A 26,105-nucleotide genomic window follows, 5' to 3' on the forward strand; every position below is an offset into this window, starting at 1 on the left:
CCACCGGTGCCGCTCGTGCCGGCGGGCCACCCGGGCGCGGTTGCCGCGGGAGGGCCCGCACCCCTCCTGACGCGGGTGCTCCTTCGGGAAGTGGCGCACGCGGCGCCGGGTCGCGCGCCCCCTGCCCCGTCCCGGCTCAGCCGGCTCCTCCGGACCGCTCCTCCGGTGCCGCCGGAGGAATCACCGCGACCGGACTCACCGCGTGGAGCAGCACCGCCTGCGTCACCGACCCCGTCATGCGGGCCGGCGCCGGCAGCCGACGCCGATGGCGGCCCACGACGACCGGCTCCGCGTCCCGCGACGCCTCGACCAGACGGCCGGCCGCGTCTCCGGGCAGCACGTCGATCCCGGCGGTGACCTCGGGATGCCGCTCCCGGTGCGGAGCGAGGAAGCCGTCGACGAGAAGGCGGTTCTCGTGCTCGACAGCACCCTGGTCGACCTGCGGCGGCGGCATCTCCCCGGGCAGCGTCCAGGTCTGCGTCGGCCACGGGTAGGCGGCGAGAACCCGCAGCCGGGCACCGCGCAGCGCCGCCTCCGCGAAGGCGAAGGCGAGCGTGGCCTCGTCGGGTCCGTCGGCGTTCAGGCCGGCCACCACGGGCCGGCCGGACCCGCCCGGCGGCTCCTCCTCGCCGCCGCGCCCGGGCCGGGGCACGACGACGACCGGGCACTCGGCGTCGCGGGCCGCGGCCAGGGAGTGGGAGCCGAGCAGCAGACCGGCGAAGCCCCCGCGGCCCCGGGAGCCGAGCACCAGCAGCCGGGCCGCGGCCCCCGCTTCGGGCAGCAGTACGCCGGGCGCCCCCTCCAGCACGGCGTACTCGACGGCGGGCGGGCCGCCGCGCCGTGCCAGGTGGACGCGGACCCGGTCGAGGACCGGGTCCGCGTCGGGATCGGGCGGCCGGGCCGCCGTCACCTCGGGCCGCGTCCAGAGGGTGTACTGGCGTACGTGCACGATCCGCAGCGGGGCCCCGCGCCGGCGCGCGGCGTCGAGGGCCCACTCCAGGGCGCGCGGACTGTCGTCCGAACCGTCGACCGCCGCGACGACCGGCTGGGTGTTCATGGTTCCTCGCCTCCGGGACACGACCATCGCTCTTCGCCCCCGGCCCGCCCGAGCCGGGCGGGCCGGGAACGGCGCTTCGGATCGCGTGTCCGGAAAACCGCGCGGGACACCCCCGTGGCGGCGACGCCGCTCACGTCAGGTCGAACTCCCCCTCCCGCGCTCCCGACACGAACGCGCCCCACTCGGCGGGGGTGAAGATCAGGTAAGGGCTCTGCGGACTGCCACTGTTGCGCATGGCGATGAAGCCCTCCACGAAGGCGATCTGGACATCGCCCAGGCCGCGGCTGCTGGACTGCCACTGCGCGTTGCTGAGGTCCAGGTCCGGCTTGTCCCAGCCCGTCGGCGGGCGCTGCTGGGTGGTGCTCTCGGCCACGTCCGTGCTCCTCCCGATTACCGTCGTCCGCGGGCCAGCCTAGCGATCGGTCCCTGCCCCCGACAGGCCGCGAGGAGCACCTTTCGCGGGGGCGCCGGGGCGGGCGGGCCGAACCGGGCCGGCGCGCTTTGAACCCGCGGCGGCGGCCCGACGTACTGGTGGGGGCGGGCCCGCTCACCGGGCCCTGTTCGCCATGCCATCGCAGGACCGCACGGAAGGACCCTCCGGGTGTCGCTCTTCATTCGCCCCCGCCGGCTGCCGGACACCACCGAGGGCGGAGCGGGCCGGGGCGGTGGCCCGGCCGCGCCCGGGGAGACCGCCGGGGGCACACCATCGGCGGTCACGTCACCGGGCTGGTCCGGCTGGCGGCACCGGTGGCCGCGTACGGCGCGGGGCGTCACCGTCGGGACGACCGTTCTCTGCGGGGCGCTGGTGCTCTTCGCGCTCCTCGTGCCGAACCGGGTGGAACGCCTCGAGGCCGGCGCGTTCGTCCGGCTGCCCGCCGAGGGCATCCTGCTCGCCACGCTGCTGCTGGCGCTGCCGTCGAGGTGGTGGCGGATCGCGGCGGTGGTCTCGGGCGTCCTGCTCGGTCTGCTCACCGTCCTGAAGTTCGTGGACATGGGCTTCTACCAGGTGCTGGCCCGGCCCTTCGACCTGGTGCTCGACTGGATCCTGCTGGACGACGCGACGGACTTCGTCCGGGAGTCGTTCGGCCGCGGCGGGCAGGTGCTGGCCGTGGCCGGGGTGATCGCGCTGTTCGTGGGCCTGCTGGTGCTGATGACGCTGGCGACGGTGCGGCTGACCGGTCTGATGGTCCGCCACCGTCCCGTCGCCGTCCGCACGACGCTGGTCCTGGGCGTCGCGTGGATCACCTGCGTCACGCTGGGCGTGCGGGTCGCCGGCGTGCCGGTCGCCACCAAGGGCACCGCGGAGATGCTGGGCAACCGGGTGGAGCAGGTGCGGGCGGGGGTGCGCGACGCGCGGGTCTTCGAGAAGGAGGCCTCCGTCGATGCCTTCGCGGACACGCCGCCCGACCGGCTGCTCACCGGGCTGCGCGGCAAGGACGTGCTGTTCACCTTCATCGAGAGCTACGGCCGGGTCGCGATCGACGACCCGGCAATGGCGGGACCGGTCGACGCGGCGCTGGAGGACGGCACCCGCAGGCTCGAGGACGCCGGTTTCGCCTCCCGCAGCGGCTGGCTGACGTCGCCGGTGACCGGCGCCGGCAGCTGGCTCGCGCACTCCACCTTCCTGTCCGGCCTGTGGATCAAGAACCAGCAGCGCTACCGCAGTCTGACCACCAGCGACCGCATGACCCTGACCAAGTACTTCCGCAAGGCCGGTGACTGGCGGACCGTCGGCATCGTGCCCGGGGTGCGGCGGGCCTGGCCGGAGGGCGAGTTCTTCGGCCTGGACCACATCTACGACTCCGAGCACCTCGGCTACCACGGCCCGTACTTCAGCTGGACTCCCGTGCCCGACCAGTTCAGCCTGGAGGCCTTCGAGCGCCTGGAGCACGGCAGGGCGGACCGTGAGCCGATCATGGCGGAGATCATCCTCGCCTCCAGCCACAACCCCTGGTCCCCCATCGCCCGCATGATCGACTGGGACGACCTCGGCGACGGCTCGGTGTTCCACGGGATCAAGAAGGAGGGCACGGACCCGAAGGAGGTCTGGAAGGACCCGGAGAAGGTGCGCACCGAGTACCGGCGGGCCATCGAGTACTCGCTGAGCAGCCTCACCGGGTGGGTCGAGCGGTACGGCGACGAGGACACGGTCCTGGTGTTCCTCGGCGACCACCAGCCGGTGCCCACCGTCACCGCCGGGAGCACCAGCAGGGACGTGCCGGTCACGATCGTCGCCAAGGATCCGGAGGTACTGGACCGGGTGGCCGGCTGGAACTGGACCGAGGGCCTCAAGCCCGCGCCCGACGCCCCGCGCTGGGCCATGGACGAGTTCCGCGACCGCTTCATGACGGCGTACGGACCGCGGGGCGGCGGCTCCTCCGTGCCGGCCCCGTGAGGAACGCCGACGCGGGAAGAAGCGCGGGCCGGGCTCTTGCCCCGGGAGGCGTGGCCTGACTTACTGGTCCCGACGGGGCGACCGAATGATCGGTCGCCCGGATCGGTACGATTGCCCGACCGGTGAGGAGAACGTCCTGATGACGGAGGCGGCGGACCTGCTGGACCCCGCGGAGCGGCTCGACCTCGAGGGCCTGCGGGCGCTCCAGCTGGAGCGGCTGCGCGGTTCGCTGCGGCACGCGTACGACCACGTGCCGTTCTACCGGGAGTCCTTCGACACGGCGGGCGTCCATCCGGACGACTGCCGGTCGCTGTCCGACCTGTCCCGTTTCCCGTTCACCACCAAGGCGGACCTGCGGGAGAACTACCCGTACGGCATGTTCGCGGTCCCCCGCGACCGGATCCGCCGTCTGCACGCCTCCAGCGGCACCACCGGGCGCCCCACGGTCGTCGGCTACACGGAGGGTGACCTTTCCCTGTGGGCCGACATGGTGGCCCGGTCCATCCGCGCGGCGGGCGGCCGCCCCGGGGACACGGCACATGTGGCCTACGGCTATGGCCTGTTCACCGGTGGTCTGGGCGCCCACTACGGCGCCGAACGGCTCGGCTGCACGGTGGTCCCCGCGTCCGGCGGGATGACGTCCCGTCAGGTGACGCTGATCCAGGACCTGAAGCCCCGGATCATCATGGTGACCCCGTCCTACATGCTCACCCTGCTCGACGAGTTCGAACGGCAGGGCGTCGACCCGCGCTCCACCTCGCTGCGGGTGGGGATCTTCGGCGCGGAGCCGTGGACGGAGCGGATGCGGCAGGAGATCGAGGAGCGGTTCGCGATCGACGCGGTGGACATATACGGGCTGTCGGAGGTGATCGGACCGGGTGTCGCGCAGGAGTGCGTGGAGACCAAGGACGGGCTGCACATCTGGGAGGACCATTTCTATCCGGAGGTCGTCGACCCGGTCACCGGCGAGGTCCTTCCGGAGGGCGAGCGGGGTGAGCTGGTCTTCACCTCGCTCACCAAGGAGGCGATGCCGGTCGTCCGGTACCGGACGCGGGACCTGACCCGTCTGCTGCCGGGGACCGCCCGGGTGTTCCGGCGGATGGAGAAGGTCACGGGCCGCAGCGACGACATGGTGATCCTGCGCGGGGTGAACCTCTTCCCCACGCAGATCGAGGAGATCGTGCTGCGCACCCCGGGCGTGGCACCGCACTTCCAGCTCCGCCTCACCACCGAGGGCCGGATGGACGCCCTCACCGTCCGCGCGGAGGCCCGTGCCGACGCGGACGCCACGACGCGGGACGCGGCCGCCCGGTCGATCGGGGCGGCGGTGAAGGACGGCATCGGGGTGTCGGTGGACGTGGAGATCGTCGATCCGGAGACGCTGGAGCGCTCGGTGGGCAAGATCCGGCGGATCGTGGACCTGCGCGAGAAGCGGCGCTGACCGCCCGTTCCGGTTACCCGGCGGCCACGATCCGCTCGACCGCGGCCGTCACCAGCCGTTCGCGCTCCTGCGGGGTGAAGACGTCCGGCAGGGTGAGCTGTTCGACGATCAGCCAGTTCAGGGTCAGATAGAGCAGTTTGACGGCCATGGCGTCGCCGGGGAGGCCGGATCCCTCGTGGTAGCGGACGTTGGCCTCGACGTCGGCGCGGACCCGTTCGGTGAGCACCTCGCGCAGTTCCGGGCGGCGGGTGGCCTCCAGCCGGAGTTCGAGCAGCGCGAGGTAGCCGGTGCGGAAGGCGGCGATACGGCCGACCAGTTCCCGCATCAGCTCCGCGTAGGTCTCCCGGTCGCGCCCGGCGGCCCGCTGCCGGGCGACGAGTTCCTCGTCGGGCTGGAGCCGCTCGTAGACCCGGGCGCCGGCCTGGGTGAGCAGGTCGTCGCGCGAGGAGAAGTAGTTCGACGCGGTGCCGACGGGTACGGCGGCCTCGGTGTCCACCGCCCGGAACGTCAGCCCCCGGGCGCCCTCACGGGCCAGCACCTCGATCGCCGCGTCCACCAGGGCGGCCCGCCGCTGCTCGTTCCTTCTGACCACTGCCCTCACTCCGCCCACGGCACCCGCCATCACACCACTTCAGGTAGAGTACTACGCTCGGAGTCGTCCGTCGGCGCGTCACGCCTCCCCGGCCTCCAGCACCGCCATGGCCGCGTTGTGTCCCGGTACTCCGCTCACCCCGCCGCCGCGCACGGCGCCCGCGCCGCACAGGAGGACATTGGCGTGCCGGGTCTCCACGCCCCAGCGGCCGGTGCCCTCCTGGGCGTGGGGCCAGGACAGGTCGCGGTGGAAGATGTTGCCCCCGGGCAGTTTGAGGTCGCGTTCCAGGTCCAGCGGGGAGCGGGCCTCCAGGCACGGGCGTCCGTCGGCGTCGGTGGCCAGGCAGTCCGCGAGGGGTTCGGCGAGGTGGGCGTCGAGCTGGGCGAGCGTGGACTTCAGGAGTTCCTCGCGCACGGTGTCGTTGTCCCGCTCGAACAGCCGGGCGGGGGTGTGCAGTCCGAACAGGGTGAGGGTCTGGTAGCCCCGGGCGGCCGGCTCCGGGCCGAGGATCGTGGGGTCGGTGAGCGAGTGGCAGTAGAGCTCGGAGGGCGGGACGGCGGGCGGCTCGCCGGCGGCGGCCTGGGCATGGGCGGCGGCCAGTTGCCCGTACCCCTCGGCGACGTGGAAGGTGCCGGCGAACGCCTCGCGCGGGTCGACGGAGGTGTCGCGCAGCCGGGGCAGCCGCTTGAGCAGCATGTTCACCTTGAGCTGGGCGCCCTCGGCGGGCGGCGGGGGCGCGTCGCCGGTGAGGGCCGCCAGTTCCCGCGGGGAGGCGTTCACCAGGACGTGTCGCGCGGCGGCGACGCCCTCGCCGTCGGCCGTGCGGTGGACGACCTCGGCGGTGCGGCCGTCGGTGTCGACGCGCACCGCCTCGTGCCCGGTGGCGATGACCGCGCCGGCGGCGCGGGCGGCGTCGGCCAGCGCGTCGGTGAGGGCCCCCATGCCGCCGACGGGGACGTCCCAGGCGCCGGTGCCGCCGCCGATGACGTGGTAAAGGAAGCAGCGGTTCTGCTTAAGCGAGGGGTCGTGGGCGTCGACGAAGGTGCCGATGAGGGCGTCGGTGAGGACGACGCCGCGCACCAGGTCGTCGGCGAAGCGCTTCTCGACGGCGATGCCGAGGGGTTCCTCGAACAGGGTCCGCCAGGCCTCCTCGTCGCCGACCGCGCGGCGCAGTTCCTCGCGGGTGGGGAGCGGCTCGGTGAGGGTCGGGAAGACGCCGCGTGCGACGCGGCCGGTCATGTCGTGGAAGCGCCGCCAGGCCCGGTACTCGCTCCCGGAGCCGGTGAGCCGGGCGAACGCCTCGCGGGTGCGTTGCTCGCCGCCGCCGAGGAGCAGCCCGGTGGGCCGTCCGTCGCGTTCGACGGGGGTGTACGAGGAGACGGTGCGGGCGCGCAGCCGGAAGTCGAGCCCCAGGTCCCGGACGATCTTCCGGGGCAGCAGGCTGACCAGGTACGAGTACCGGGACAGCCGTGCGTCGACGCCGGGGAACGGGCGGGTGGACACCGCCGCCCCGCCGGTGTGGTCCAGCCGCTCCAGCACCAGCACGGAGCGGCCGGCGCGGGCGAGGTAGGCGGCGGCGACGAGGCCGTTGTGGCCTCCGCCGACGATGACGGCGTCGTAGGTCCGGGTTCCCTCGGGTGCGGTCATGGTCCTTCGTAGCACGCGCCGGCCGGACCGGCCAGGGGTGGCCGGGGCCTCACCCCCCGCCGGCCGCCCACCGCTGCCGCGCCGCCGCCACCCGGCGGTGCAGTTCGGCCGCCTCCGCGCCGCGGCCCAGCCGTTCCAGGCAGTGGGCCTCGTCGTCGCGGGCGGCGAGGGTGTCGGCGTGGTCCGGGCCGAGGAGGCGCTCACGGGTCCCGGCGACCCGCCGGTACTCGGTCAGCGCGTCCGCCCAGCGGCCCAGCCAGCCCAGCCCGACGGCCACCTCGCGGCGGCTGACCAGGGTGTCCGGGTGGTCGGGGCCGAGGACCCGCTCGCGCAGCGCGCACACCTCGCGGGACTCGGCGAGGGCGTCCGCCCAGCGGCCGAGCCGGCCGAGGTTGACACCGATGCCGTGCCGGGCGCGCAGGGTCTCGGGGTGGGTGGGGCCCTGGACGCGGGTGCGGTCCCCGACCAGGGTGCGGTAGAGGTCGAGGGCCTGGGCGCTGCGGCCGAGCCGGCCCAGGCTGATGCCGGTCTCGCAGCGGGCGGCGAGGGTGTCGGGGTGGTCCGGGCCGAGGGCGCGGGCGCGGGCGTCGGCGACCTCGCGGTAGGTCTCCAGGGCCTCGGTCCAGCGGCCCAGCCGGCCGAGGGCGTAGGCGACGTCGTAGCGGGTGACGAGGGTGTCGGGGTGCTCGGGGCCGAGGACGCGGGCGCGGGCCGCGGCCACCTCGCACGCCATGGCGTGGGAGTCCTCCAGGCGGCCGAGCCGGCCGAGGTTGAAGGCGAGGTTGTGGCGGCAGCGCAGGGTGTCGGGGTGGTCGGGCCCGGTGGTCCGCTCGCGGGCGGCGAGCACCGACAGGTAGACCTGGTGGGCGTCGAGGGGGCGGCCCAGCTGGGCCAGGACGTACGCCATCTCCTGGCGGGCGGCGAGGGTGTCGGGGTGGTCGGGGCCGAGCGCGCGGATGCGGGCCTCGGCGACCTGCTTGTAGGCGCGCAGCGCGTCGGCGGCGCGGCCGGTGCGGCTGAGGGCGAACGCGGCCTCGTAGCGGCTGGCGAGGGTGTCGGGGTGGTCGGGGCCGAGGAGGCGCTCGCGCTCGGCGGCGACCGCGCGGTGCACCTCCCCCGCCTCCGTCCAGCGGCCGAGGCGTCCCAGGCTCAGGCCCGCGTTGTGCCGTCCGGCGAGGGCGGCCGGCGCCTGTGCGGAGGGGGCGGGCGGCTCGTCCGCCGCGGGCCGCGCGCGGGAGCCGGTGGCGGGGCGGGTGGTCCACTCGCCGGACGGGCCGGCCGCCGGGTCGGGGGGCGCGGTGCGCAGTCCCGCTCCGGCCGGCTGGTGTCCGGAGGTCCTGCCGCGGGTCCAGGACGGCAGCCGGGCCGCGCGCCCCGCCGGCTCGGGCTCCGCCGAGCGGTGCGGACGGACCGCGGGCGCGCCGAACGGACCCGCCGGGCCCGCGCCGGCCGCCACCACGGCCGGCGCGGCCCGCAGCGCGCCGATCCGGCGGGCCAGTTCACGGGCGCTGTCCGGCCGGCCGCCGGGCTCCTTGGCCAGCAGGTCCAGGATGATGCGCTCCAGCCGCTCGGGCAGTTCGGCGCGGTGGCCGCGCGGCGGGCGGGGCGGGGTGTCGCGGTGGCCGACGAGGATCGCCCAGGCGTCGTCGAGGTCGAACGGCGGTACGCCGGTGGCGATCTCGTACAGCACGCAGCCGAAGGAGTACAGGTCGCTGCGCCGGTCCACCTCCGAGCCGGTGATCTGCTCCGGCGACATGTAGTGCGGGGTGCCCATGGCGACGCCGGTGCCGGTCAGCCGGGAGGTGAAGCCGATGTCGTGGCCGAGGCGGGCGATGCCGAAGTCGCAGATCTTCACCGTGCCGTCGTCGAGCCGCACGATGTTGGCGGGCTTGAGGTCCCGGTGCACGACACCCTGGTCATGGGTGTAGGCGAGGGCCGCGGCGACCTGTTCGGCGATCTCCACCACCTCGTCGACCGGCAGCGGGTGCTGCTTGTTGTCCTCCAGGAGCTGGCTGAGGTTGCGGCCCTGGAGCAGTTCCATCACCAGGTAAAGCACGCCCTCGGACTCCCCGAAGTCGTGGACGACGGTGATCCCCCGGTGCTGCAGGGCCGCGGCGACCCGGGCCTCCCGGCGGAACCGCTCGCGCAGTACCCGGCCGAACGACCGGTCCTGCTGCGGGCCGACGGGTTTGAGGCACTTCACGGCGACCTGCCGTCCCAGTGACTCGTCCCGTGCCCGCCACACCTCTCCCATGCCGCCGCGTCCGATCCGGTCGATCAGCCGGTACCGGCCGTGGATCAGCCTGTCGTCCCCCATCTCCTTCGCCCGCCCCCGTCGCAGTCCGCCCTCCCCTGGCTCGTCCAGTATGGCGGCAACTCGCCCGAGTTCGTACGGTGCCGCGGCGCCCGGCCCCTCGCCCACCGGCGGGTCAGTTCAGCGTGGCGAGGAACTCCGTGCAGGCCCGTGCGCAGGCGCGGCACGCCTGTGCCGCCTGTTCCGACCCGGAGCAGCCGTCGAACACCTGGGCGCTCTCCAGGCACACCTGGCGGCACCATTCCACCTGGACGCGGATGGTCGCCTCGTCCACCTGGTTCTGCTCGGACAGCACCCGGCAGGTCGCGTCGCAGACCTCCGCGCACATGATGCCCTTGCGCCGTACGAGTTCCTGGTTCTCGGTGCCGTCCGGGTCCACGAGGCTCGCCCGCGTCGCACAGGCCCGCGCGCATTCGGTGCACGCCTGGGCGCACGCGAAACGGTCCTCCAGGAACCGGAACAGCTCTTCCTGGGATGTCGTCGTCACACCACGCGGGTAGCCCCCGCCCCGGCGGTCAAACCCTGTGCCCGCAAGGGTTCCGTGCGGCTTCCCGGGTTCCGCGGCGGGCGTCCGCGCGGCATGGTGGGGCGAGGTGGGCAGGTTGGTGGACGGGTCCGGGGGTACCCGCGAGCCATGATGAACACCGCGTGGATGGAAACGGCCGACCTCGCCGCGGGCCGCGGCGCCCTCGGTGCGGGGCTCGTGGTGGCGGGGGTGGTGGTCGTGGCGCTGCTGGTCGGCATGTTCGTGTTCGGCAGCCGCCGGGTCAGGAACAGCACGGTGCGCCGGCCCGGCCCGCAGGAGCAGCCCCGGATGCCCGAGGGGGGCCCGGTCCGGGAGACACGGGAGCGGCGGGAACCGGACGAGGTGCCCAGGAGCGACGAGCGGCTGCTGCCGCACGAACTGAAGGGCCACGGCAACGCCGGCAGCCGCACGAGCGCGTCGCAGGAGCGGCCCCGCTGGAACGAGGACAGCAGCGGGGCGTTCGGCAGCGGCGGCCCGGGCGGCCACTGACCGTCCCGCTCCCCCGGCGGCCCGCCGCCGGGGGCCCGCAACGTCGTACACAGGGAAGTGAGAGCCATGGCAGATCCCGCCCGCAACACCCTGCCGCTGCCCGATTACGACCATCTGCCCATCGGCGGGCTGGAGAGCCGGATCCGCTCGCTGTCCGCGGGCGAGGTCGAGGAGCTGCTGGCCTACGAGCGGTCGCACGCCGACCGGGTCACGGCGACCCAGCTGCTGACGGCCCGTCTGGAGCAACTGAACGCGGGTGCCGAGCCGACGTCGGGCGACCCCGGCGCGCTGCGCCCCGAACAGGGCGCCGGCCGGGCCGGGTCCCCCGTCTCGCCCGCCACCTCTCCGCAGCCGTCCAGCCCGCCACCGCACGGCACCCCGGACCAGCGGGGCAAGCCGAAGGGTGACCGTACGTAGGCAGGACCGGCCACCGCCCCGGGGCGGGTCGTACGTCCGTCGACCGCTGTGACGCGGTCGACGGACGTACGGCCCGCCCTTTCGCGTGTCCGGGGGTGAGCGTGTCCGGTGTCCGGTGTCCGGAGGTGAGGCGTTCGGGTGAGGCGCGTTCGGAGTGAGGCAGATCACAGCGCTTGGGTGCATCGTTTCGCCGGACCGTGAGCCTTTGTCTCGGGTGTGAAGGGTTGTTCGAACGCGGGCGGTGGGGATGCAGCGGTTTCGGGTGGACGGCTTCGACGAGTTCGTGGCCGCCCGCTGGTCGGCGCTGCTCCATGTCGCGCGCCTGCTCACCGGTGGCGACCGGCAGCGGGCCGAGGATCTCGTCCAGGAGGCCCTGGTGAAGCTGTGGTTCGTCTGGCCGAGGGTCGCCGAGCAGGCACCGGAGGCGTACGTGCGCCAGGTGCTGGTGCGGATGGCGGCCCGCTCGGCCCGGCGCCGCTGGTGGGGGGAGCGCCCGGTGGGCGAGCTGCCCGACCGGGCCGGGCCGGGCGACGTGTCGTCGGCCGTCGCGGAGCGCTCGCGGCTGGAGGCCGCGCTGGCACTGCTGCCGCCCCGGCAGCGGGCCGCGGTGGTCCTGCGCTACTGCGAGGACCTGCCCGAGGGCCAGGTGGCCCAGGTCCTCGGCTGTCCGGTGGGCACCGCGCGCTCCCACGCGTCGCGCGGGGTGGCGCGGCTGCGGCAGATCCTGTCCGAGTCCGTCAGGCCCGTGGGGTGAGGGGAGAAGCGATGGACGACTTCGAGCGTGAGCTGACGCGCATGATGCGCGACACCCGGCAGCCGGCTCCCTTCCGGTCCGAGCACCAGGAGCGGCTGTACGCGGGCATCCGGGTCCGCCGCCGGTCCCGGATGCTGTGGCGGGCCGGCGGGTCGGCCCTCGCGGTGGCCGGGCTGAGCGTCGGGCTGGCCCTGCTGCCCGGCACCGGCTCCCGGTCCCTGCCCGCCGACCGCGGGCCGCTGCCGGTGACCGGTCCGACGCCGCCCCCGGTGTCCCCGACGACGACGTCCGTCCCGAGCCCGGACCCGAGCTTCTCCCGGCCGCCGACGCACACGTCCGGAACCACGGACGCCGCCACCACGGCACCCGGGTACCGAGGCACACCGACCACCCTCCCGCCGACCACCACGCCGGGCACGACCGGGCGGGCCACGACGGCACCGCCGCCGTCCCCCTCCGCGCCGCCGACCACCACGCCGGCGCGGTAGCCCTCCGCCTCGGCCGACGAGGAGCCGCCCGGCAGCGGTGAGACCGCACCGCCGTCCCGCCCGCGGGCGAAAGCCGCCCCGGGGCGTGTCCCCGACCATCACCCAGGCGCATCCGGCATGCCACCACAAGGGCCCGTCATGCCGTGCGCCGGAAAGAGACCGTGAACCCGTCATGAGAACCGCGAGGCAGGCGGCACCGACCGCCCGCCGATCGTCCGCCGCGTCCGCGGCGCAGGTGGCGCTGCCGCGCCGGGCGCCGCTGCCGGCGCACCATCCGGACCCCGTCTTGGACCTGGTCGTGCCCGTGCACAACGAGGAGAACGACCTGGAGCCCTGTGTCCGGCGGCTCCACGCGCACCTCGCGGAGACCTTCCCCTACGCCTTCCGGATCACCGTCGCCGACAACGCCAGCACGGACCGCACCCCGGCGATCGCCGAGCGGCTGGCCCGGGAACTGCCGGGCACGGAGTGGATACGACTGGCCGAGAAGGGCCGCGGCCGTGCCCTGCACACCGCCTGGTCCCGGTCGTCCGCGCCGGTGCTCGCCTATCTGGACGTGGACCTGTCCACCGATCTCGCGGCCCTGCTGCCACTGGTGGCCCCGCTGATCTCCGGGCACTCGGACATCGCGATCGGCACCCGTCTGGCCCGTGGCTCCCGGGTGGTGCGCGGACCGAAGCGGGAGATCATCTCCCGCTGCTACAACGGGCTGCTGCGCGGCGCCCTCGCCGTGCGGTTCTCCGACGCCCAGTGCGGTTTCAAGGCGGTGCGGCGGGACGTCGCCGAGCGGTTGCTGCCGCTGGTCGAGGACCGGGAGTGGTTCTTCGACACCGAACTGCTGGTGATAGCCGAGCGCGCCGGGCTGCGCATCCACGAGGTGCCGGTGGACTGGGTGGACGACCCCGACAGCCGGGTCGACATCCTGTCCACGGCGCTGGCGGACCTGCGCGGCATGGCCCGGCTGGGGCGTGCGCTGGCCGGCGGCCGGCTGCCGCTCGCCGCGCTGCGCCGCCCCGGGGAACTCGACGAGGCCGCCGGCCTGCCGCCCGCGCTGGTCCCGCAGCTGGTCCGGTTCGCCGCGGTCGGGGTGGCCAGCACCCTGTTCTACCTGCTGCTGTACGGCCTGCTCCGGCCCGCCGCGGGCGCCCAGGCGGCCAACGCGCTGGCCCTGCTGGCCAGCGCGGTCGCCAACACCGCCGCGAACCGGCGGCTCACCTTCGGGGTGCGGGGCCGGACCGGGGTGCTGCGCCACCAGCTCAAGGGGCTGGCGGCGTTCCTGGTCGGCCTCGCCCTCACCAGCGGTTCGCTGGCCGTGCTGCACCGCACGGCGCCCGGGGCCGGGCCCCGGGTGGAACTGCTGACGCTGATCGCCGCCAACCTCGCCGCGACCCTGCTGCGCTTCCTCCTCCTACGGGCCTGGGTGTTCCCCGGCCGACGCCCCCGCCGTACGACAGGATCCCCGACCTCATGACCATCGCCCCGGCCGACCCGGCCCCCTCCCCCGTGCCCCGGGCCGAGGACGCCCCGCCGGCCTCCCCCGACTCGCGCGAGCGGCTGCGCCGCGCCGCCGTGCGCTGCGGGCCCGTGCTCGCGGTGTACGGCGCGCTGAAGCTCGTCGGCTTCGCCGTCTTCATGTACCTGCTGGACTCGGCCGGTGACTTCCGCGAGAAGCACCCGCGCTTCGGCGGCGGCGCCCACACCTGGGACGTCCTGGGCAGCTGGGACGGCTGGTGGTACCAGCAGATCGCCCTGCACGGCTACGACCCGGCGCTGGAACCGATCCCCGGCGCCACCGGGCTGATCACCCTCGAGGGCAACTCGGCGGCGTTCTTCCCGCTCTACCCGGCGCTGATGCGGATGGTCTCGGAGGTCACCGGGCTCGGTCCGTACGGCGCCGGCATGACCGTGTCGGTGGTGTTCTCCTTCGTCGCGGCGCTCGGGATCCACGCCGTCACGGCCCGACTGGGCGGGTACCGGGCCGGTCTGGTCGCCGTGGGGCTGTGGGCGGTGTGGCCCGGTTCCGGCACGGAGTGGGCGGTGTACTCCGAGTCCGTGTACACGGCGCTGGCCGCCTGGGCCTGCTACGCCGTGATGACCCGTCGCTGGCTCACCGCCGGGGTGCTGACCTTCACCGCGGGGCTCGCCCGGCCCACCGCCGTCACCCTGGTCGCCGCCCTCGCCGTCGCCGGGCTGCTGGCGGTGTGGCGCCGTGAGGAGGGCATCCGCCGCCCGCTGACCGCGGTGGCGGTCGCCCCGCTGGGCGCGGTCGGCTACCTGGGCTGGGTCGGCTACCGGATGGGCGACTGGGGCGGCTACAACAAGCTCCAGGACGGTGCCTGGGCCCACAAGTTCGACGGGGGCCGGCACAGCCTCGACGTACTGACCTCCATACCGGTGGGGCACTTCGACTACCGGTTCGCGATGCCCGTGGAGGACCTGATCGGGGTCGGGGTGGTGCTGCTGGTGCCGGTGCTGACGGTGCTGCTGGTGCGGCTGCGGCCGCCCGTCGTCCTCGTCGTGTACACGGTGCTGTCGTACCTGATGGTGATGGCGACCCAGCAGTACTTCGGCAACGTCTCCCGCTACCTGCTCCCCCTGTTCCCCCTGTTTGTGCCGCTCGCCCTGGCCATGCGCCGGCTGAGGTGGCCCTCGCTGGCCGCGGTGCTGGGCACGGCGGCCCTGGCCTCCGGCTCGTACGCGGGATACGTCCTGTTCGAGCTGGGCGTGCCGTAGTCCTACGGTGGAGGCATGGACGCCGGGACGGTGACGCTGTTCCTGTGCGGGGACGTGATGCTCGGGCGCGGTGTCGACCAGATCCTCCCGCACCCGGGCGATCCCGCGCTGCGGGAGGAGTGGATCCGGGACGCCCGCGGTTACGTGGAGCTGGCGGAGGCCGTGAGCGGTCCGGTCCCCCGCCCGGTCCCGTTCCCGTGGCCGTGGGGCCGGGCACTGGAGGTGCTGGCGGAGGCCGCCCCGGACGTGCGGATCGTCAACCTGGAGACCTCCGTCACGCGGAGCGACGCGTTCGCGCCCGGGAAGGCCGTCCACTACCGGATGAGCCCGGCCAACGCGCCCGCCGTGGCGGTGGCGCGGCCCGACGTGTGCGTCCTGGCCAACAACCACGTGCTCGATTTCGGCCGCCCGGGGCTCCGGGAGACGCTGGACGTGCTCCACGGCGCGGGCCTGAGGACGGCGGGCGCGGGACGGGACGCCGACGAGGCGTACGCGCCGGCGGTGGTCCCCGTCGACGGGGGCCGGGTGCTGGTGTTCGCCCTGGGGACGATGTCGAGCGGCGTCCCGCCGAGCTGGACGGCGTCGGCGGAGCGGTCCGGAGTGGCGTACCTCGCGGAGCCTTCGGCCGCCGCGGCGGAGGCGGTCGTCCGGCGGGTGCGGCGGGCGAAGCGCCCCGGTGACATCGCGGTGGTGTCCGTGCACTGGGGATCGAACTGGGGCCACCATGTGCCGCGGAGCCATGTGGGCTTCGCCCATGCGCTGGTCGACGGAGGTGTCGACGTCGTCCACGGTCACTCCTCGCACCACCCCCGCCCCCTCGAGGTGTACCGGGGCCGGGTGATCTTGTACGGCTGCGGCGACTTCGTCGACGACTACGAGGGCATCACCGGCTACGAGGAGTACCGCGACGAGCTGCGGCTCGCCTTCCTGCTGTCGGTGTCCCCGGACGGCGGGCGGCCGTCCGGGCTGCGCATGGTGCCGCTGAGGGCGCGGCGGATGCGGCTGGAGCCCGCGGCGGACGAGGAGCGGGCCTGGCTGCGGGAGTCGCTCGACCGGATCAGCGGCGTGGACGTCGCCCTCGGCGCCGACGGCGCGCTCACCCTCGCCTCCGTCGCCCGGTGACCGTTGCGGCACCCGCCCGGCCGGGCGGGAGGGCGTCGGCGCCCTCCCGCCGGGCGGTCGCCGTCACACCGTCTGCGGCTGCAGGAAGCGGGCCAGCAGGTCGTCCAGGCTCACCATGCCGGTGAGCCGCCCGGAGCCGTCGCGGACCACGGCGAGCGAAGCCCGGCGGCGGCGCAGCAGGTCGATCGCGTCGGCGACCGTGGCGTCGTCCGTCAGCTCGGGCACCGGGCGGGCCAGGGCGCGGGCGCCGGCCGGCCGCCCCCGGGCGCGGGCCACCACGGCGTCACGGGCGTGCACCGCGCCGAGGACCGTGCCGTGCTCGCGGACCAGGAGCCGGGTGCGGTCACGGACCGCGGCGACGCGCAGGATCTCGTCGACGCCGGCGCCGCCGTCCACCGAGACGATCTCGGACGCCGGCACCTGCAGTTCCCGCACCGGGGTCTGCGGTTCGGTCAGCGAACGCGTCAGCAGCTCCGAGTCCGTCTCACTGATCAGGCCGAGCCGCTCGGACTCCGCCACCAGACGGGTGAGCTGCTCCCGGTCGTGGACGGAGGCCAGCTCGTCGCGCGGGGTGACCCGGCACAGCCGTACAAGGGCGTTGCTCATCCTGTTCAGCACCGAGATCAGCGGCCGTACGGCCTTCACCACGGCCCGGAAGGGCGGCGACAGCAGCATCGCCGACCGTTCGGGGTGGGCGATGGCCCACGACTTCGGGGCCATCTCGCCGACCACCATGTGCAGGAACACGACCACGGTCATGGCGACGGCGAAGGCGACACCGTAGCTGACCGCGCTCGGCAGGCCCAGTTCGTGCAGCAACGGGTCGAGTTCGTGGGAGATCGCGGGCTTGGACACCGAGCCCAGGCCCAGGGTGCACACGGTGATGCCCAGCTGGGCCCCGGCCAGCATCAGGGACAGCTCGCGCATGCCGGCGAGGGCGGCACCGGCGCCTGCCCGGCCCTCGGCCGCGGCCTTCTCCATGCGGTGCCGCTTGGCGGCGACCAGCGCGAACTCGGCGGCCACGAAGAATCCGCTGCCGATCAGCAGCAGCACGGTGACGAAGAGCGCCATCGGGAAACTCATGCCTGCTCCTCCGTCCTGTGGTCCTGCGTCTTGCAGTCCTGCATCTTGTGGTCCTGCCGGATCCGCACGCGGTCGGGCACGTGCCGGTCGAGGGTGCGTACGTCGATCACAGCGGTGCCGCCGCCGGGCAGCCCGACCGTGAGCCGGTCCCCGATGGCGGGGAAGCGTCCGAGCCGGTCGACGATCAGGCCGGCCACGGTGTCGTAGTCCTCCTCCTCGGGCAGTTCGACGCCGGTGGCCTCGGCCACCTCGTCCAGCCGGCGGCCCGCGTCCACCAGCCAGCCGTCGCCGTCCGCGACGGCGACCGCGGTGACGGTGTCGGTCTCGTCCGCGATGTCGCCGACGAGTTCCTCCGCGATGTCCTCGTAGGTGACGATGCCGGCCACGCCGCCGTGCTCGTCCAGGACGACCGCGAACTCGTCGCCCCGCTTGCGCATCTGGGTCACCGCGTCGGGCAGCGGAAGGGTGTCCGGCAGCAGCAGCGGGCGCCGGGCGAGGGCGCCGGCCGTGGTGGCGGTCAGCCGGTCGGCGGGCAGGCGCATCAGCTCGGCCACCCCGAGGACGCCGTCGACGTCGTCGGGGTGGTCGCCGAGCACCGGGTAGTTGGAGTGGCCGTACTTGGCGATCAGGTCGACCGCTTCCGCCGCGGTGGCGTCCTCGCGGACGAAGACCGCGTCCACCCGGGGCACCATCACCTCGTCCAGCGTCCGGTCGGAGAACTCCAGGGCGTGGTCGAGCAGTGCGGCGGTGTCCTCGGGCAGCGCGCCCCGCTCGTGGGACTCGCCGATGAGGTGGCCCAGTTCCTCCAGGGTGGCGCCGTGGTGCAGCTCCTCCACCGGTTCGATGCCGACCCGGTGCAGCAGCCTGTTCGCCGCCCCGTCGAAGACCCGCACGAGGGGGCCGACGACCTTCAGATACGCCAGCGTGGAGCCGGCCAGGGCCTTCGCCAGCCGCTCGGGAACGGCGATGGCCAGGTTCTTCGGGGCCAGCTCGCCCAGTACCATCTGGACGACCGTGGCCAGCATGAAGGCCAGTACGACCGCGATGCCGCTCACGGCCGCGCCGGGCAGGCCCAGGCCCGACAGGGCGGGCCTCAGCAGGGCGGACACCGACGGCTCGGCGATGAAGCCGACGACCAGTCCGGTCACCGTGATGCCGAGCTGTGCGCCCGACAGCATGAAGGACAGCCGCTCCAGCACCTTCAGGGCGCGGGCGGCCTTGCGGTCCCCGGCCTCGGCCTCGCGCGCCAGGGCGAGGCGGTCGGCGGAGACGTAGGCGAATTCCTGGGCGACGAAGTATCCGGTGCCGGCGGTCAGGACGAAGACGGCCAGCAGGCCCAGGAGGGCGTTCGCGGCACTCATCGAACACCATCCCGCCGTGTGCCGTGCTCAGGGAATGCCTGGCGGGATGGTCCGGGACTGTGTCCCGGGGGGTCCGTCGGTCTGGCGGACACGTACGTGCTCCTTCTGTGGGTGTGCGAGTACATAACGACTCTGGCCGCGACGGTGTTCCCGGACGCGCGGGACGACATGGGTGGAAGGGGAGGCAGGATGTCCCGCCCCTACACCCACTGTAAAGGAAACGCAAAGTCCCCTCGGGTCGATCCCCTATGCTTCTACGTGTTTGTAGAAGTTATATCGCGTACCGCCCCGCGGGCGGCACCCCCTTCACGGAACACGCGCACACCCAGGGAGCGGACGCCACCATGGTGTTCACACGACTGCTCGGCCCGCTCGGCATGGGCGGCCCCACCGTCGACACGATGCTCGACCCCGGTCCGGTCCGCCCCGGCGGCGCGCTCACCGGTCAGGTCCGCCTCAAGGGCGGACGGGCCGGTTCCGACATCGAGGCCATCACACTGGAGCTGGTGGCACGGGTCGAGGCCGAGCACGGGGAGGGCGGGAGCGAGGACACCGTCGCCTTCGAACGGTTCACGGTCGGCGGCGGCTTCCGGCTCGCCGAGGGCGAGGAGCGCGACGTGCCGTTCAGCGTGCCGCTGCCGTGGGAGACCCCGGTCACCGAGCTGCACGGACAGCCGCTGGGCGTCGCGCTCGGCGTGCGCGCGGAGCTGTCGACGGCGGGGGCGAAGGACAAGGGGGACCCGGACCCACTGGCCGTCGGTCCGCTGCCCGTGCAGGAGGCGGTCCTGGAGGCGTTCGGCGCGCTCGGCTTCGGCCTCAGGTCGGCCGACCTGGAGTACGGGCGCATCGGCGGCACGGGGCAGCGGCTGCCCTTCCGCCAGGAGATCGAGATCGCCCCGTCCTCGCGGTACGCGGACCGGGTGAACGAGGTCGAGGTGACCTTCCTGGCCGGTCCGGGCGGCATGGAGGTCGTCCTGGAGGCCGACAAGCGCGGCGGTCTCCTCTCCGGCGGCCACGACGCGCCGGCCAGGTTCACCGTCGGCCTCCGCGACTCCCGCGACTGGACCGCCGAGGTCGACGGCTGGATGCGCGAGCTGGTCGAGCGGCGGGCACTCCACGGCTTTCCCGTCCCCCACGGTTCCCACGACCCCCACGGCTCCTACGACCACCACCGCCCCGGTCCCGGCATGGGCACCGTCGTCGCCGTGGGCGCCGCCGGTCTGGCGGTCGGCGTGCTCGGGGGCATGGTCGCGGCGGAGGCCGTGGACGAGATCGGGGACTTCTTCCAGGGCGGGGAAGAAGAGGAGTGACTTCTACATTACTGTAGAAGTAACGGCGCCCGGCGCACTTCGCTCCGGGCGCCTCCCGACCCGTACGGAGTACTCATGGCCCTGTGGGACCGCCTCAAGGAGTCCGCGTCGACGATGCAGACCCAGCTGACGGCCAGGAAGAACGATCTGAAGAGCGGCGCCTTCCGCGACGCGAGCATGGCGATGTGCGCCCTGGTGGCGGCGGCCGACGGGACGGTCGACCCGTCCGAGCGGCAGCGCGTGGCCCAGCTCATCGCCGCCAACGAGGTGCTGCGGAACTTCCCCGCCGACGACCTGCGCCGCCGTTTCGAGGACAACATCGACAAGCTGACCGCCGACTTCGCCTTCGGCAAGGTGAGCGTCCTGCAGGAGATCGCCAAGGCGAGGAAGAAGCCCGCCGAGGCGCGGGCGGTCGTCCAGATCGGCATCGTCATCGGCGGCGCCGACGGCGACTTCGACAAGAACGAACGGGCCGTGGTCCGCGAGGCGTGCTACGCCCTCGACCTGCCGCCGCACGAGTTCGACCTCTGAGCGGCCCCGGTCCCGCGGTGGCCGGCCCGCCGCGGGGTCACAGGGGCGTGGCCGCGTACAGGATGAGGACCATCGTCACGGCGGAGTTCGCGGACGACATGGCGGAGACGGTGGTCCCCGCGGCGGCGCCCCACACCGCCAGGCCGACCAGGGTGAACAGCGACGGCAGGCGGCGCGCCGCCGGAGCGGGCCCGAGCAGGGCCGCCACCCGGCGCGGCACAGGGCCCGCCGAGGCGAGGCCCGCCAGCGTGGCCACCGGGGTGCCGCGCGACACCAGGGCCGCCCTGCCGATCGCCCGGGCCACGGTACGGCGGCTGCCGACCGTCCGCGCCGCGTCCTCGTCCGCCCACCGCTCCGCCGTGTACGCCACCGCCGTGCGCAGCGGCCGCAGGAAGGGGTTGGCCCGCGCGGCCAGCCGGACGGCGAGCAGGAAGCGGTGGTGGCGGGCGGCGAGGTGGGCCCGTTCGTGGGCGAACAGCGCCCGGCGTTCGGCCGGTTCCAGGCACTCCAGCATGGCCGTGGTCACCACGACACGGTCCCGTCGGCCGCCCGGCAGCGCGTAGGCGTAGGGCACGTCGTCCGGCAGGACCGCCGCCTCCGTCTCCCGCAGTCCGGCCAGCGCCCGGTGGGCGCGGCGGCGCACCCGCCCGTGCCGCCACAGCGTCCGCCCGCACGCCGCCAGCACCGCGCACAGGGCGGGGATCGCCGCCTTGCCGGCCACCTCGTCGTACGGCACCGCCGCGCGCACCTCGGGGTCCGACCAGCCGTCGGGGAGCGGGTTCCCGGGCAGCTGGGCGGTGCCGACGACCATCAGCAGTCCCAGGCAGACCGTGCTGCACACCGCCATCACCGCGGCCACCCCGGTCAGCAGCCGTGTCGCCGTGCGCGGGTGCAGATGCTGCTCGGCGAGGCGCGCGATGGGCCACGCCGTCAGGGGCAGCACCAGCGGCAACAGGACGAACACCCCCATGGCGGCCTCAGTCTTCCCCTTCGTCCCCCGACCGGCCCAGCAGTTCCCGCAGGAGGCGTTCGTCGTCCGGGCCGAGGCCGGTGACGAAGCTGGCCAGCACCGCCTCCCGGTCACTCTCGGAGTCCAGCACCCTGCGCATCTTGTGGGCGGCCAGGCCCGCCTGGTCGGACGCGGGCGTCCAGGCGAAGGACCGGCCCGTACGCTCCCGGGTGACCACTCCCTTGGCCAGCAGCCTGGTCAGGATGGTGATGACGGTCGTGTAGGCGAGGCCGCCGCCCAGGCGCTCCTGCACCCAGCCGGCCGTCGCCGGTCCGTCCGCCTCCCGCAGCGCTTCCAGAACCAGCGCCTCCAGCTCACCCTGCCCCCGCCGCCGGGAACCCTCCCGCTGCTCCGCCACGCGCCCCGCCTCCCTTCCGTCGCCGCCTGTTCGCCGGGCAGACATCGTATAGACGCTCCCAACCCCCGCACGCCGCCCGACAGTTATCTACAGTGATGTAGATTCTGCTGCGGGTCCGCGCCGCGGGCCCCGGACCTGCGCCCCGCCCGGGCTCGCGAGAAGGAGCATCGCATCCATGTTCGGACTGAGTGAACTGGCTGTCGTCCTCATCGTCGTCATAGCCGTCCTCGCCGCCAAGAAGCTCCCTGAACTCGCCCGCTCGGCAGGCAGGTCGGCCCGCATCCTCAAGGCCGAGGCCCGTGCCGTGAAGGAGCAGGACGCCACCGGGGAGGCCGGCACGGCCCCGCGGGTGATCCAGGGGGAGGTGCAGCGGCCGTACGCCCCCGGATCCGGGCACACCGGCGACACACCGCCCTCGGGCGGACCCGGCCGGTGAGCGGGAGCGGCCGGTGAGCGGGAGCGGCCGGGTCCTCGCCGCGGGGCCGCCGTCCCGATGGGGCCGACCGGTCCCCGGACGGGGCCGGTAGGCCCGTGGTGTCCTCCGTCGGACGGGCCCACCCTGAACATCGGGGGCCGAAACCGCCGTTCGACCGTGGCGGCGGGCACGGAAGGAGACGGGACGATGACATCCACCACCACTCTGACCGCGGGTCTCCCGGTCGCACACCGCGAAGAGCTGCTGCGGCACGCCCGCGAGGTCTCCTTCGCGGCCGGGGTGCGGCTGTTCGAGGAGGGACGGCGCGCCGACCGGTTCTGGATCGTCCGGACCGGAACCGTCGCCCTCGACCTGCAGGTCCCCGGTCACCGCGCGGCCGTGATCGAGTCGCTGGGCCACGGCGAGCTGATCGGCTGGTCCTGGCACTACCCGCCGTGCATGTGGCACCTGGGCGCCGAGACCACGAGCCCGGTGCGGGCCTGGGAGTTCGACGCGGAGGCCGTACGGGCGCTGTGCGCCGGTGATCCCGAGTTCGGCCGCGTGATCGCCGTGTGGGTCGGCCGGGTGGTCGCCCAGCGCCTGCACGCCACCCGGGTCCGGCTGCTCGACCTGTACGCCCCCTACGGCAGCGGAACCGGGTGACGGGCCGTGAACGGCGGCCCGTACACCGTGGGCGGCCTCACGGCGCGCGCCGTCGTGACCGCCGGCCGCGGCACCCCGTTCGAGGACGTCGTCCGGCTGCTCGAGAAACGGAGGGCCGGCACGCTGACCGTGCCGGAGGGCGAGGAGCGGGTCGTCGTTGCCGACGGCACCGGGGCCGCCTTCGAGACGGGCGGATTCCCGCTCCGGCCGGAGCGGGATCGTCACCGGACGCGAGTCCAGGGGGCGGCGGCCGGGCGGTGAGCCCCGGCGCACGGCCGACGCGGCTCGCCGCGTGCCGTCAGCGGCCTTCCTGCCTCAGCCGGTCCTGGACCTGGGTGGCGATGACGGCGGCCTGGATGCGGCGTTCCACGCCGAGCTTGGCGAGCAGCCGGGAGATGTGGTTCTTGACCGTCTTCTCGGCCAGGTACAGCCGCTGGCCGATCTGGCGGTTGGTCAGTCCCTCACCGATCAGGGCCAGGATCTCGCGCTCCCGTTCGGTCAGCCCGGGCAGCGCGTCCGGCTGTTCCTCCTCCTTCCGCTGTCCGCCGCGCAGCCGGGCCATCAGCCGGGTGGTGGCGCTCGGATCGAGCAGCGACTGGCCACGGGCCACCGTGCGCACGGCGGTCACCAGGTCGGAGCCGCGGATCTGCTTCAGCACGTATCCGGACGCGCCGGCCATGATCGAGTCGAGCAGGGCCTCCTCGTCGTCGAACGAGGTCAGCATCAGACAGGCCAGGTCGGGCATGGCCGAGCGCAGTTCGCGGCACACGCTCACCCCGTCCCCGTCCGGCAGCCGTACGTCCAGGACCGCGACCCGGGGGCGCAGGGCGGGAACGCGGACCAGGGCCTGCTCCGCGGTGGCGGCCTCACCGACCACGGTGATGTCCGGTTCGTCGTTCAGCAGGTCGTGCACCCCTCGCCGGACCACCTCGTGGTCGTCCAGCAGGAAGACCCGGATCGGGCTGTCGGGTCCGGGCTGCTCGCCGTCCGCCATCGGTTGCTCCTCGTTCCACGCTGTGTGACCGTACGGGCCGTCCGGAATCCCCGGCTCCCACATCTTGCGCGTTCCAGGGCCGGGAGACCAGGGCCGATCGGCCCCATCGCCCCGGTCCGGGCCGGTCCGGCCCCACCCGCGGGCCCGGGCCGTCGGAGCGGTCGGGGCGCCGGCCGGCGGAGCACAGGCCCGTCCGGTCCCGGGGCAGTGTCGGCGGGAGGCGAGGAGGACCACGCCGTGGACCGGGCGGTGGTAGGCGATCGGGGCGGCCGGCATGCCCGGCGCCCCGTCCGGCAGGAGGACGCGGCCCGTCAGCGGGGAGAGTCCCCGACGCCCGCGCGCGTGCGCGAAAGCCGGGCCGACCCGGCCCGGCCCGGTGCGGGACCCGCGCTCCTGGACGACGGGGACGGCCGTCCTTCGCTCCGGTCCCCGCCGGAGGTCCTCATCCGTCCGCGACCGTCAGGCTCACCCCGTACAGGGAGCGTCCGCCGACGAGTTCGCGACCGGTGACCAGTTCGGCCTCGATGCGGACGAAGACCTCCCGCGCCGAGGGCGCCCAGGGGACCGGTCCGGTGCGGGCCAGGCGCCGGTGTTCGGCGGGATCGGTCACCACCGCGGCCGGGCCCGTGACGACGACGCTCCAGCCGGACTGCCGGGCGGCGTCGACGTCGTCGGCCTCGAAGGCGACCACCGCGCCGTCAACCGCGCGGGCCAGTTCCGAACCGGCGGCGGTACGCAGCAGGACCGCGCCGCCGGTGTCCAGGCGGAAGTTGACGGGCAGCACGGCGGGCAGGGCCCGGCGCGTGAAGACGATGCGGCCGACGGGTGCCCCGGCCATCAGTCGCAGGCACTCCTGCCGCCCGAGTTCGCGGAAACCGTCATTGGGGTACATCGCCAGCCCGTCCTTCGCCTGGTGCAGCGGTCCTGCGTCCTTCCACCCTGGGCCGGGCGCGGCCGGGAGATGAGGGCCGACGGTCCCGTTCCCCCCGGAGAACGGCCCGCGGCCACCGTCGGCGCCGCACCTCACTCCGTACCGCGTCCGCCGTCCGGGCGCGGAACGGGACCCGTCCGGGCGTGGAGCGGAACCCGCTCGGACGCCCACGGGGCCGTGACGGTGACCGGGGCCGGACCGTGAAGGGCGGCGCGCTCCCGGTGAACGCTCCTCCGCCGGGCGTCGGCGGGAGGTCCGCGACGGAGTGCTCGTCCCCGCCGTCGCCCGATCGCCCCCCATCGCCCCCCCATCGCCCCGGGTGCCGTCATGGCCCTGCCGCCGCGCCGGCGGCACGCCCGCGGGCCGTTCCGCCTGTTCGGTTTCCGGGCGTCCTCGCCACACGTGTCCCGGAGGTCACGAGGCTTTCGGGAGTACGGTGTCCGTCCCGCGGGACGGCGCCGGCGTCGCGCGGACGGCCGCGGCGAGGGCCTCTCCGATGGCCCGGGCGCCCGAAGCGTTGGGATGCAGGGGCGCGGCCTGGCGTGTCGACGTCAGGCCCTCGATGTAGCGGTCGGCGGGGTCGGCGCAGATGTCGTGTCCGCTCCCCAGGGTGTAGGTGTCGACGAAGGTCGCGCCGTGCTCTTCGGCCGTCCGCCTCAGTACGGCGCTGAGGTGGTTGACCACGCCCTGGATGTAGTTGGCGTCCTGCTTCCAGAAGGGCTGGGTGGGGTGGCAGCCGTCGGTGCGGAGGTAGTTGCCGTAGCCGACGACGAAGACCTTGGCGTTCGGCGCGCGCCGGGCGATCTCGTCCAGGGCGGTGCCGAAGACCGGTGCCCAGGCGTCGATGCGGGCCCTGACCTCGTCGGTACCGCCCGCGGTGTTCTCCTCCGCGCAGCTGGTGCCGTGGGGCTCGGGCAGGGTGTTGACGCAGTCCAGCGCTTCGCTCAGGACGTCGGCGTCGTTGGCGCCGATGGTGACGCTGACGATCTCGGCGGAGGGCGTGAGCGCGTTGTACTGGGGTGCGGTGCCCGGGAACTGGGACGTGCTCAGGTCGTCGGTGGTGGCGGCGGAACAGGTGACGTCGGTGAGTTGCGCGCCGAGTTCCTCGGCCGCGACGCGCGGATAACCGGCCAGGGAACGCAGGCACATCGGATCGGCCGGATCGGCCGGCGGCACCAGCGGTGCGGCCGCGTAGGAATCGCCGAGCGCGACGTATCGCAGTGGTTCGGCCGCGGCCGGCGCGGCCGTGACCGGTGCCGCGGTCGACAGGGCGGCGGTGGACAGCGCGGTGGCCAGGGCTATGAGCAGGGTCGTCTTCAAAGACGCCTCCATCCGGCGGGGCGGAATGTGCGGTTCTGTCTCGCGATGAGCATGCCCGAGGGTGCCTGCCGCCGCACGGCGGGCCGCAGTTCGGTACTCCCGCCGGATGACGGCGTGTGACACGGCTCCCCGGTGCTTGCCGTGGCCGGTACGCC

The 26,105-nt window shown here is 74.3% G+C and carries 27 protein-coding genes; 14 read left to right on the plus strand and 13 right to left on the minus strand.

Going from position 1 to position 26,105, the window contains the following annotated elements:
- Positions 1-136 precede the first annotated feature (136 nt).
- A complete protein-coding gene (locus tag ACH5AO_RS05790) occupies positions 137-1,057 on the minus strand; it encodes a universal stress protein (RefSeq protein WP_398922165.1) in 921 nt (306 codons plus the stop codon).
- A gap of 130 nt (positions 1,058-1,187) precedes the next feature.
- A complete protein-coding gene (locus ACH5AO_RS05795; protein ID WP_398922167.1) occupies positions 1,188-1,430 on the minus strand; it encodes a DUF397 domain-containing protein in 243 nt (80 codons plus the stop codon).
- Positions 1,431-1,658: 228 nt separating this feature from the next.
- Here ACH5AO_RS05795 and ACH5AO_RS05800 point away from each other — a divergent pair, with 228 nt between their 5' ends.
- Positions 1,659-3,452: a sulfatase gene (locus tag ACH5AO_RS05800; RefSeq protein WP_398922169.1), complete on the plus strand. Its 1,794-nt coding sequence runs from the start codon at positions 1,659-1,661 to the stop codon at positions 3,450-3,452.
- A gap of 139 nt (positions 3,453-3,591) precedes the next feature.
- Positions 3,592-4,893, plus strand: a complete 1,302-nt coding sequence (gene paaK, locus ACH5AO_RS05805; protein ID WP_398922171.1) for a phenylacetate--CoA ligase PaaK — start codon at positions 3,592-3,594, stop codon at positions 4,891-4,893.
- Positions 4,894-4,906: 13 nt separating this feature from the next.
- On the opposite strand, the gene ACH5AO_RS05810 is transcribed toward paaK, so the two are convergent.
- The 4 genes from ACH5AO_RS05810 to ACH5AO_RS05825 form a co-directional block, all read right to left on the minus strand.
- Positions 4,907-5,485: a TetR/AcrR family transcriptional regulator gene (locus ACH5AO_RS05810; protein ID WP_398922173.1), complete on the minus strand. Its 579-nt coding sequence runs from the start codon at positions 5,483-5,485 to the stop codon at positions 4,907-4,909.
- 78 nt (positions 5,486-5,563) lie between these two features.
- On the minus strand, positions 5,564-7,132 hold the full coding sequence (locus tag ACH5AO_RS05815) for a phytoene desaturase family protein (protein ID WP_398922175.1): 1,569 nt from the start codon (positions 7,130-7,132) through the stop codon (positions 5,564-5,566).
- Between the two features lie 49 nt (positions 7,133-7,181).
- Positions 7,182-9,449 carry a tetratricopeptide repeat protein gene (locus tag ACH5AO_RS05820; protein ID WP_398922176.1) on the minus strand — a complete coding sequence of 756 codons (2,268 nt, stop codon included), beginning with the start codon at positions 9,447-9,449 and terminating at the stop codon, positions 7,182-7,184.
- Positions 9,450-9,561: 112 nt separating this feature from the next.
- Positions 9,562-9,933 (minus strand): ferredoxin, encoded by a 372-nt coding sequence (locus ACH5AO_RS05825; protein ID WP_398922178.1) that lies wholly within the window; start codon positions 9,931-9,933, stop codon positions 9,562-9,564.
- Positions 9,934-10,083: 150 nt separating this feature from the next.
- Here ACH5AO_RS05825 and ACH5AO_RS05830 point away from each other — a divergent pair, with 150 nt between their 5' ends.
- From ACH5AO_RS05830 to ACH5AO_RS05860, 7 genes are all read left to right on the plus strand, one after another.
- On the plus strand, positions 10,084-10,461 hold the full coding sequence (locus ACH5AO_RS05830) for a DUF6479 family protein (protein WP_398922851.1): 378 nt from the start codon (positions 10,084-10,086) through the stop codon (positions 10,459-10,461).
- Between the two features lie 66 nt (positions 10,462-10,527).
- On the plus strand, positions 10,528-10,878 hold the full coding sequence (locus ACH5AO_RS05835; RefSeq protein ID WP_398922180.1) for a hypothetical protein: 351 nt from the start codon (positions 10,528-10,530) through the stop codon (positions 10,876-10,878).
- Between the two features lie 247 nt (positions 10,879-11,125).
- On the plus strand, positions 11,126-11,632 hold the full coding sequence (locus ACH5AO_RS05840; RefSeq protein WP_398922182.1) for a SigE family RNA polymerase sigma factor: 507 nt from the start codon (positions 11,126-11,128) through the stop codon (positions 11,630-11,632).
- Positions 11,633-11,643: 11 nt separating this feature from the next.
- Positions 11,644-12,120 carry a cellulase gene (locus ACH5AO_RS05845; RefSeq protein WP_398922183.1) on the plus strand — a complete coding sequence of 159 codons (477 nt, stop codon included), beginning with the start codon at positions 11,644-11,646 and terminating at the stop codon, positions 12,118-12,120.
- A gap of 172 nt (positions 12,121-12,292) precedes the next feature.
- On the plus strand, positions 12,293-13,591 hold the full coding sequence (locus ACH5AO_RS05850) for a glycosyltransferase (protein WP_398922185.1): 1,299 nt from the start codon (positions 12,293-12,295) through the stop codon (positions 13,589-13,591).
- On the plus strand, positions 13,588-14,853 hold the full coding sequence (locus tag ACH5AO_RS05855; RefSeq protein ID WP_398922187.1) for a hypothetical protein: 1,266 nt from the start codon (positions 13,588-13,590) through the stop codon (positions 14,851-14,853). Before ACH5AO_RS05850 ends, ACH5AO_RS05855 begins: the two co-directional genes overlap by 4 nt.
- A gap of 15 nt (positions 14,854-14,868) precedes the next feature.
- On the plus strand, positions 14,869-15,975 hold the full coding sequence (locus tag ACH5AO_RS05860; protein ID WP_398922189.1) for a CapA family protein: 1,107 nt from the start codon (positions 14,869-14,871) through the stop codon (positions 15,973-15,975).
- Between the two features lie 63 nt (positions 15,976-16,038).
- Here the strand turns inward: ACH5AO_RS05860 and ACH5AO_RS05865 are convergent, their stop codons facing one another.
- Positions 16,039-17,058: a hemolysin family protein gene (locus tag ACH5AO_RS05865; RefSeq protein WP_398922191.1), complete on the minus strand. Its 1,020-nt coding sequence runs from the start codon at positions 17,056-17,058 to the stop codon at positions 16,039-16,041.
- On the minus strand, positions 17,055-18,419 hold the full coding sequence (locus tag ACH5AO_RS05870; protein ID WP_398922193.1) for a hemolysin family protein: 1,365 nt from the start codon (positions 18,417-18,419) through the stop codon (positions 17,055-17,057). The genes ACH5AO_RS05865 and ACH5AO_RS05870 overlap by 4 nt, the downstream gene beginning before the upstream one ends.
- 344 nt (positions 18,420-18,763) lie before the next feature.
- Between ACH5AO_RS05870 and ACH5AO_RS05875 the strand changes: the two genes are divergently transcribed.
- Positions 18,764-19,729, plus strand: a complete 966-nt coding sequence (locus ACH5AO_RS05875; RefSeq protein WP_398922196.1) for a sporulation protein — start codon at positions 18,764-18,766, stop codon at positions 19,727-19,729.
- Between the two features lie 75 nt (positions 19,730-19,804).
- Positions 19,805-20,260 carry a tellurite resistance TerB family protein gene (locus ACH5AO_RS05880; RefSeq protein WP_398922198.1) on the plus strand — a complete coding sequence of 152 codons (456 nt, stop codon included), beginning with the start codon at positions 19,805-19,807 and terminating at the stop codon, positions 20,258-20,260.
- A gap of 37 nt (positions 20,261-20,297) precedes the next feature.
- On the opposite strand, the gene ACH5AO_RS05885 is transcribed toward ACH5AO_RS05880, so the two are convergent.
- Complete coding sequence (locus ACH5AO_RS05885) at positions 20,298-21,230, minus strand: M56 family metallopeptidase (protein ID WP_398922200.1); 933 nt, start codon at positions 21,228-21,230, stop codon at positions 20,298-20,300.
- Positions 21,231-21,237: 7 nt separating this feature from the next.
- Positions 21,238-21,627, minus strand: coding sequence for a BlaI/MecI/CopY family transcriptional regulator (locus ACH5AO_RS05890; protein WP_398922202.1), 390 nt, complete (start codon positions 21,625-21,627; stop codon positions 21,238-21,240).
- Between the two features lie 175 nt (positions 21,628-21,802).
- Here ACH5AO_RS05890 and ACH5AO_RS05895 point away from each other — a divergent pair, with 175 nt between their 5' ends.
- The 3 genes from ACH5AO_RS05895 (at position 21,803) to ACH5AO_RS05905 (ending at position 22,966) form a co-directional block, all read left to right on the plus strand.
- On the plus strand, positions 21,803-22,063 hold the full coding sequence (locus ACH5AO_RS05895) for a twin-arginine translocase TatA/TatE family subunit (protein ID WP_398922204.1): 261 nt from the start codon (positions 21,803-21,805) through the stop codon (positions 22,061-22,063).
- A gap of 186 nt (positions 22,064-22,249) precedes the next feature.
- Positions 22,250-22,705, plus strand: coding sequence for a Crp/Fnr family transcriptional regulator (locus tag ACH5AO_RS05900; protein ID WP_398922206.1), 456 nt, complete (start codon positions 22,250-22,252; stop codon positions 22,703-22,705).
- Positions 22,706-22,711: 6 nt separating this feature from the next.
- On the plus strand, positions 22,712-22,966 hold the full coding sequence (locus ACH5AO_RS05905) for a hypothetical protein (protein ID WP_398922208.1): 255 nt from the start codon (positions 22,712-22,714) through the stop codon (positions 22,964-22,966).
- A gap of 37 nt (positions 22,967-23,003) precedes the next feature.
- Here the strand turns inward: ACH5AO_RS05905 and ACH5AO_RS05910 are convergent, their stop codons facing one another.
- The 3 genes from ACH5AO_RS05910 to ACH5AO_RS05920 all read right to left on the minus strand — a co-directional run bounded on the left by ACH5AO_RS05910 (position 23,004) and on the right by ACH5AO_RS05920 (position 25,950).
- Positions 23,004-23,699, minus strand: a complete 696-nt coding sequence (locus ACH5AO_RS05910; protein WP_398922210.1) for a response regulator — start codon at positions 23,697-23,699, stop codon at positions 23,004-23,006.
- A 442-nt stretch (positions 23,700-24,141) separates the two neighbouring features.
- The gene (locus ACH5AO_RS05915; protein WP_398922212.1) at positions 24,142-24,591 is read right to left on the minus strand and encodes a pyridoxamine 5'-phosphate oxidase family protein; all 450 of its coding nucleotides are present in this window, start codon (positions 24,589-24,591) and stop codon (positions 24,142-24,144) included.
- Between the two features lie 453 nt (positions 24,592-25,044).
- Positions 25,045-25,950, minus strand: coding sequence for an SGNH/GDSL hydrolase family protein (locus tag ACH5AO_RS05920; RefSeq protein WP_398922214.1), 906 nt, complete (start codon positions 25,948-25,950; stop codon positions 25,045-25,047).
- Between the last annotated feature and the right edge of the window lie 155 nt (positions 25,951-26,105).

The sequence above is a fragment of the Streptomyces sp. NPDC018964 genome (genome assembly GCF_044390325.1).
Classification (GTDB): Bacteria; Actinomycetota; Actinomycetes; order Streptomycetales; family Streptomycetaceae; genus Streptomyces.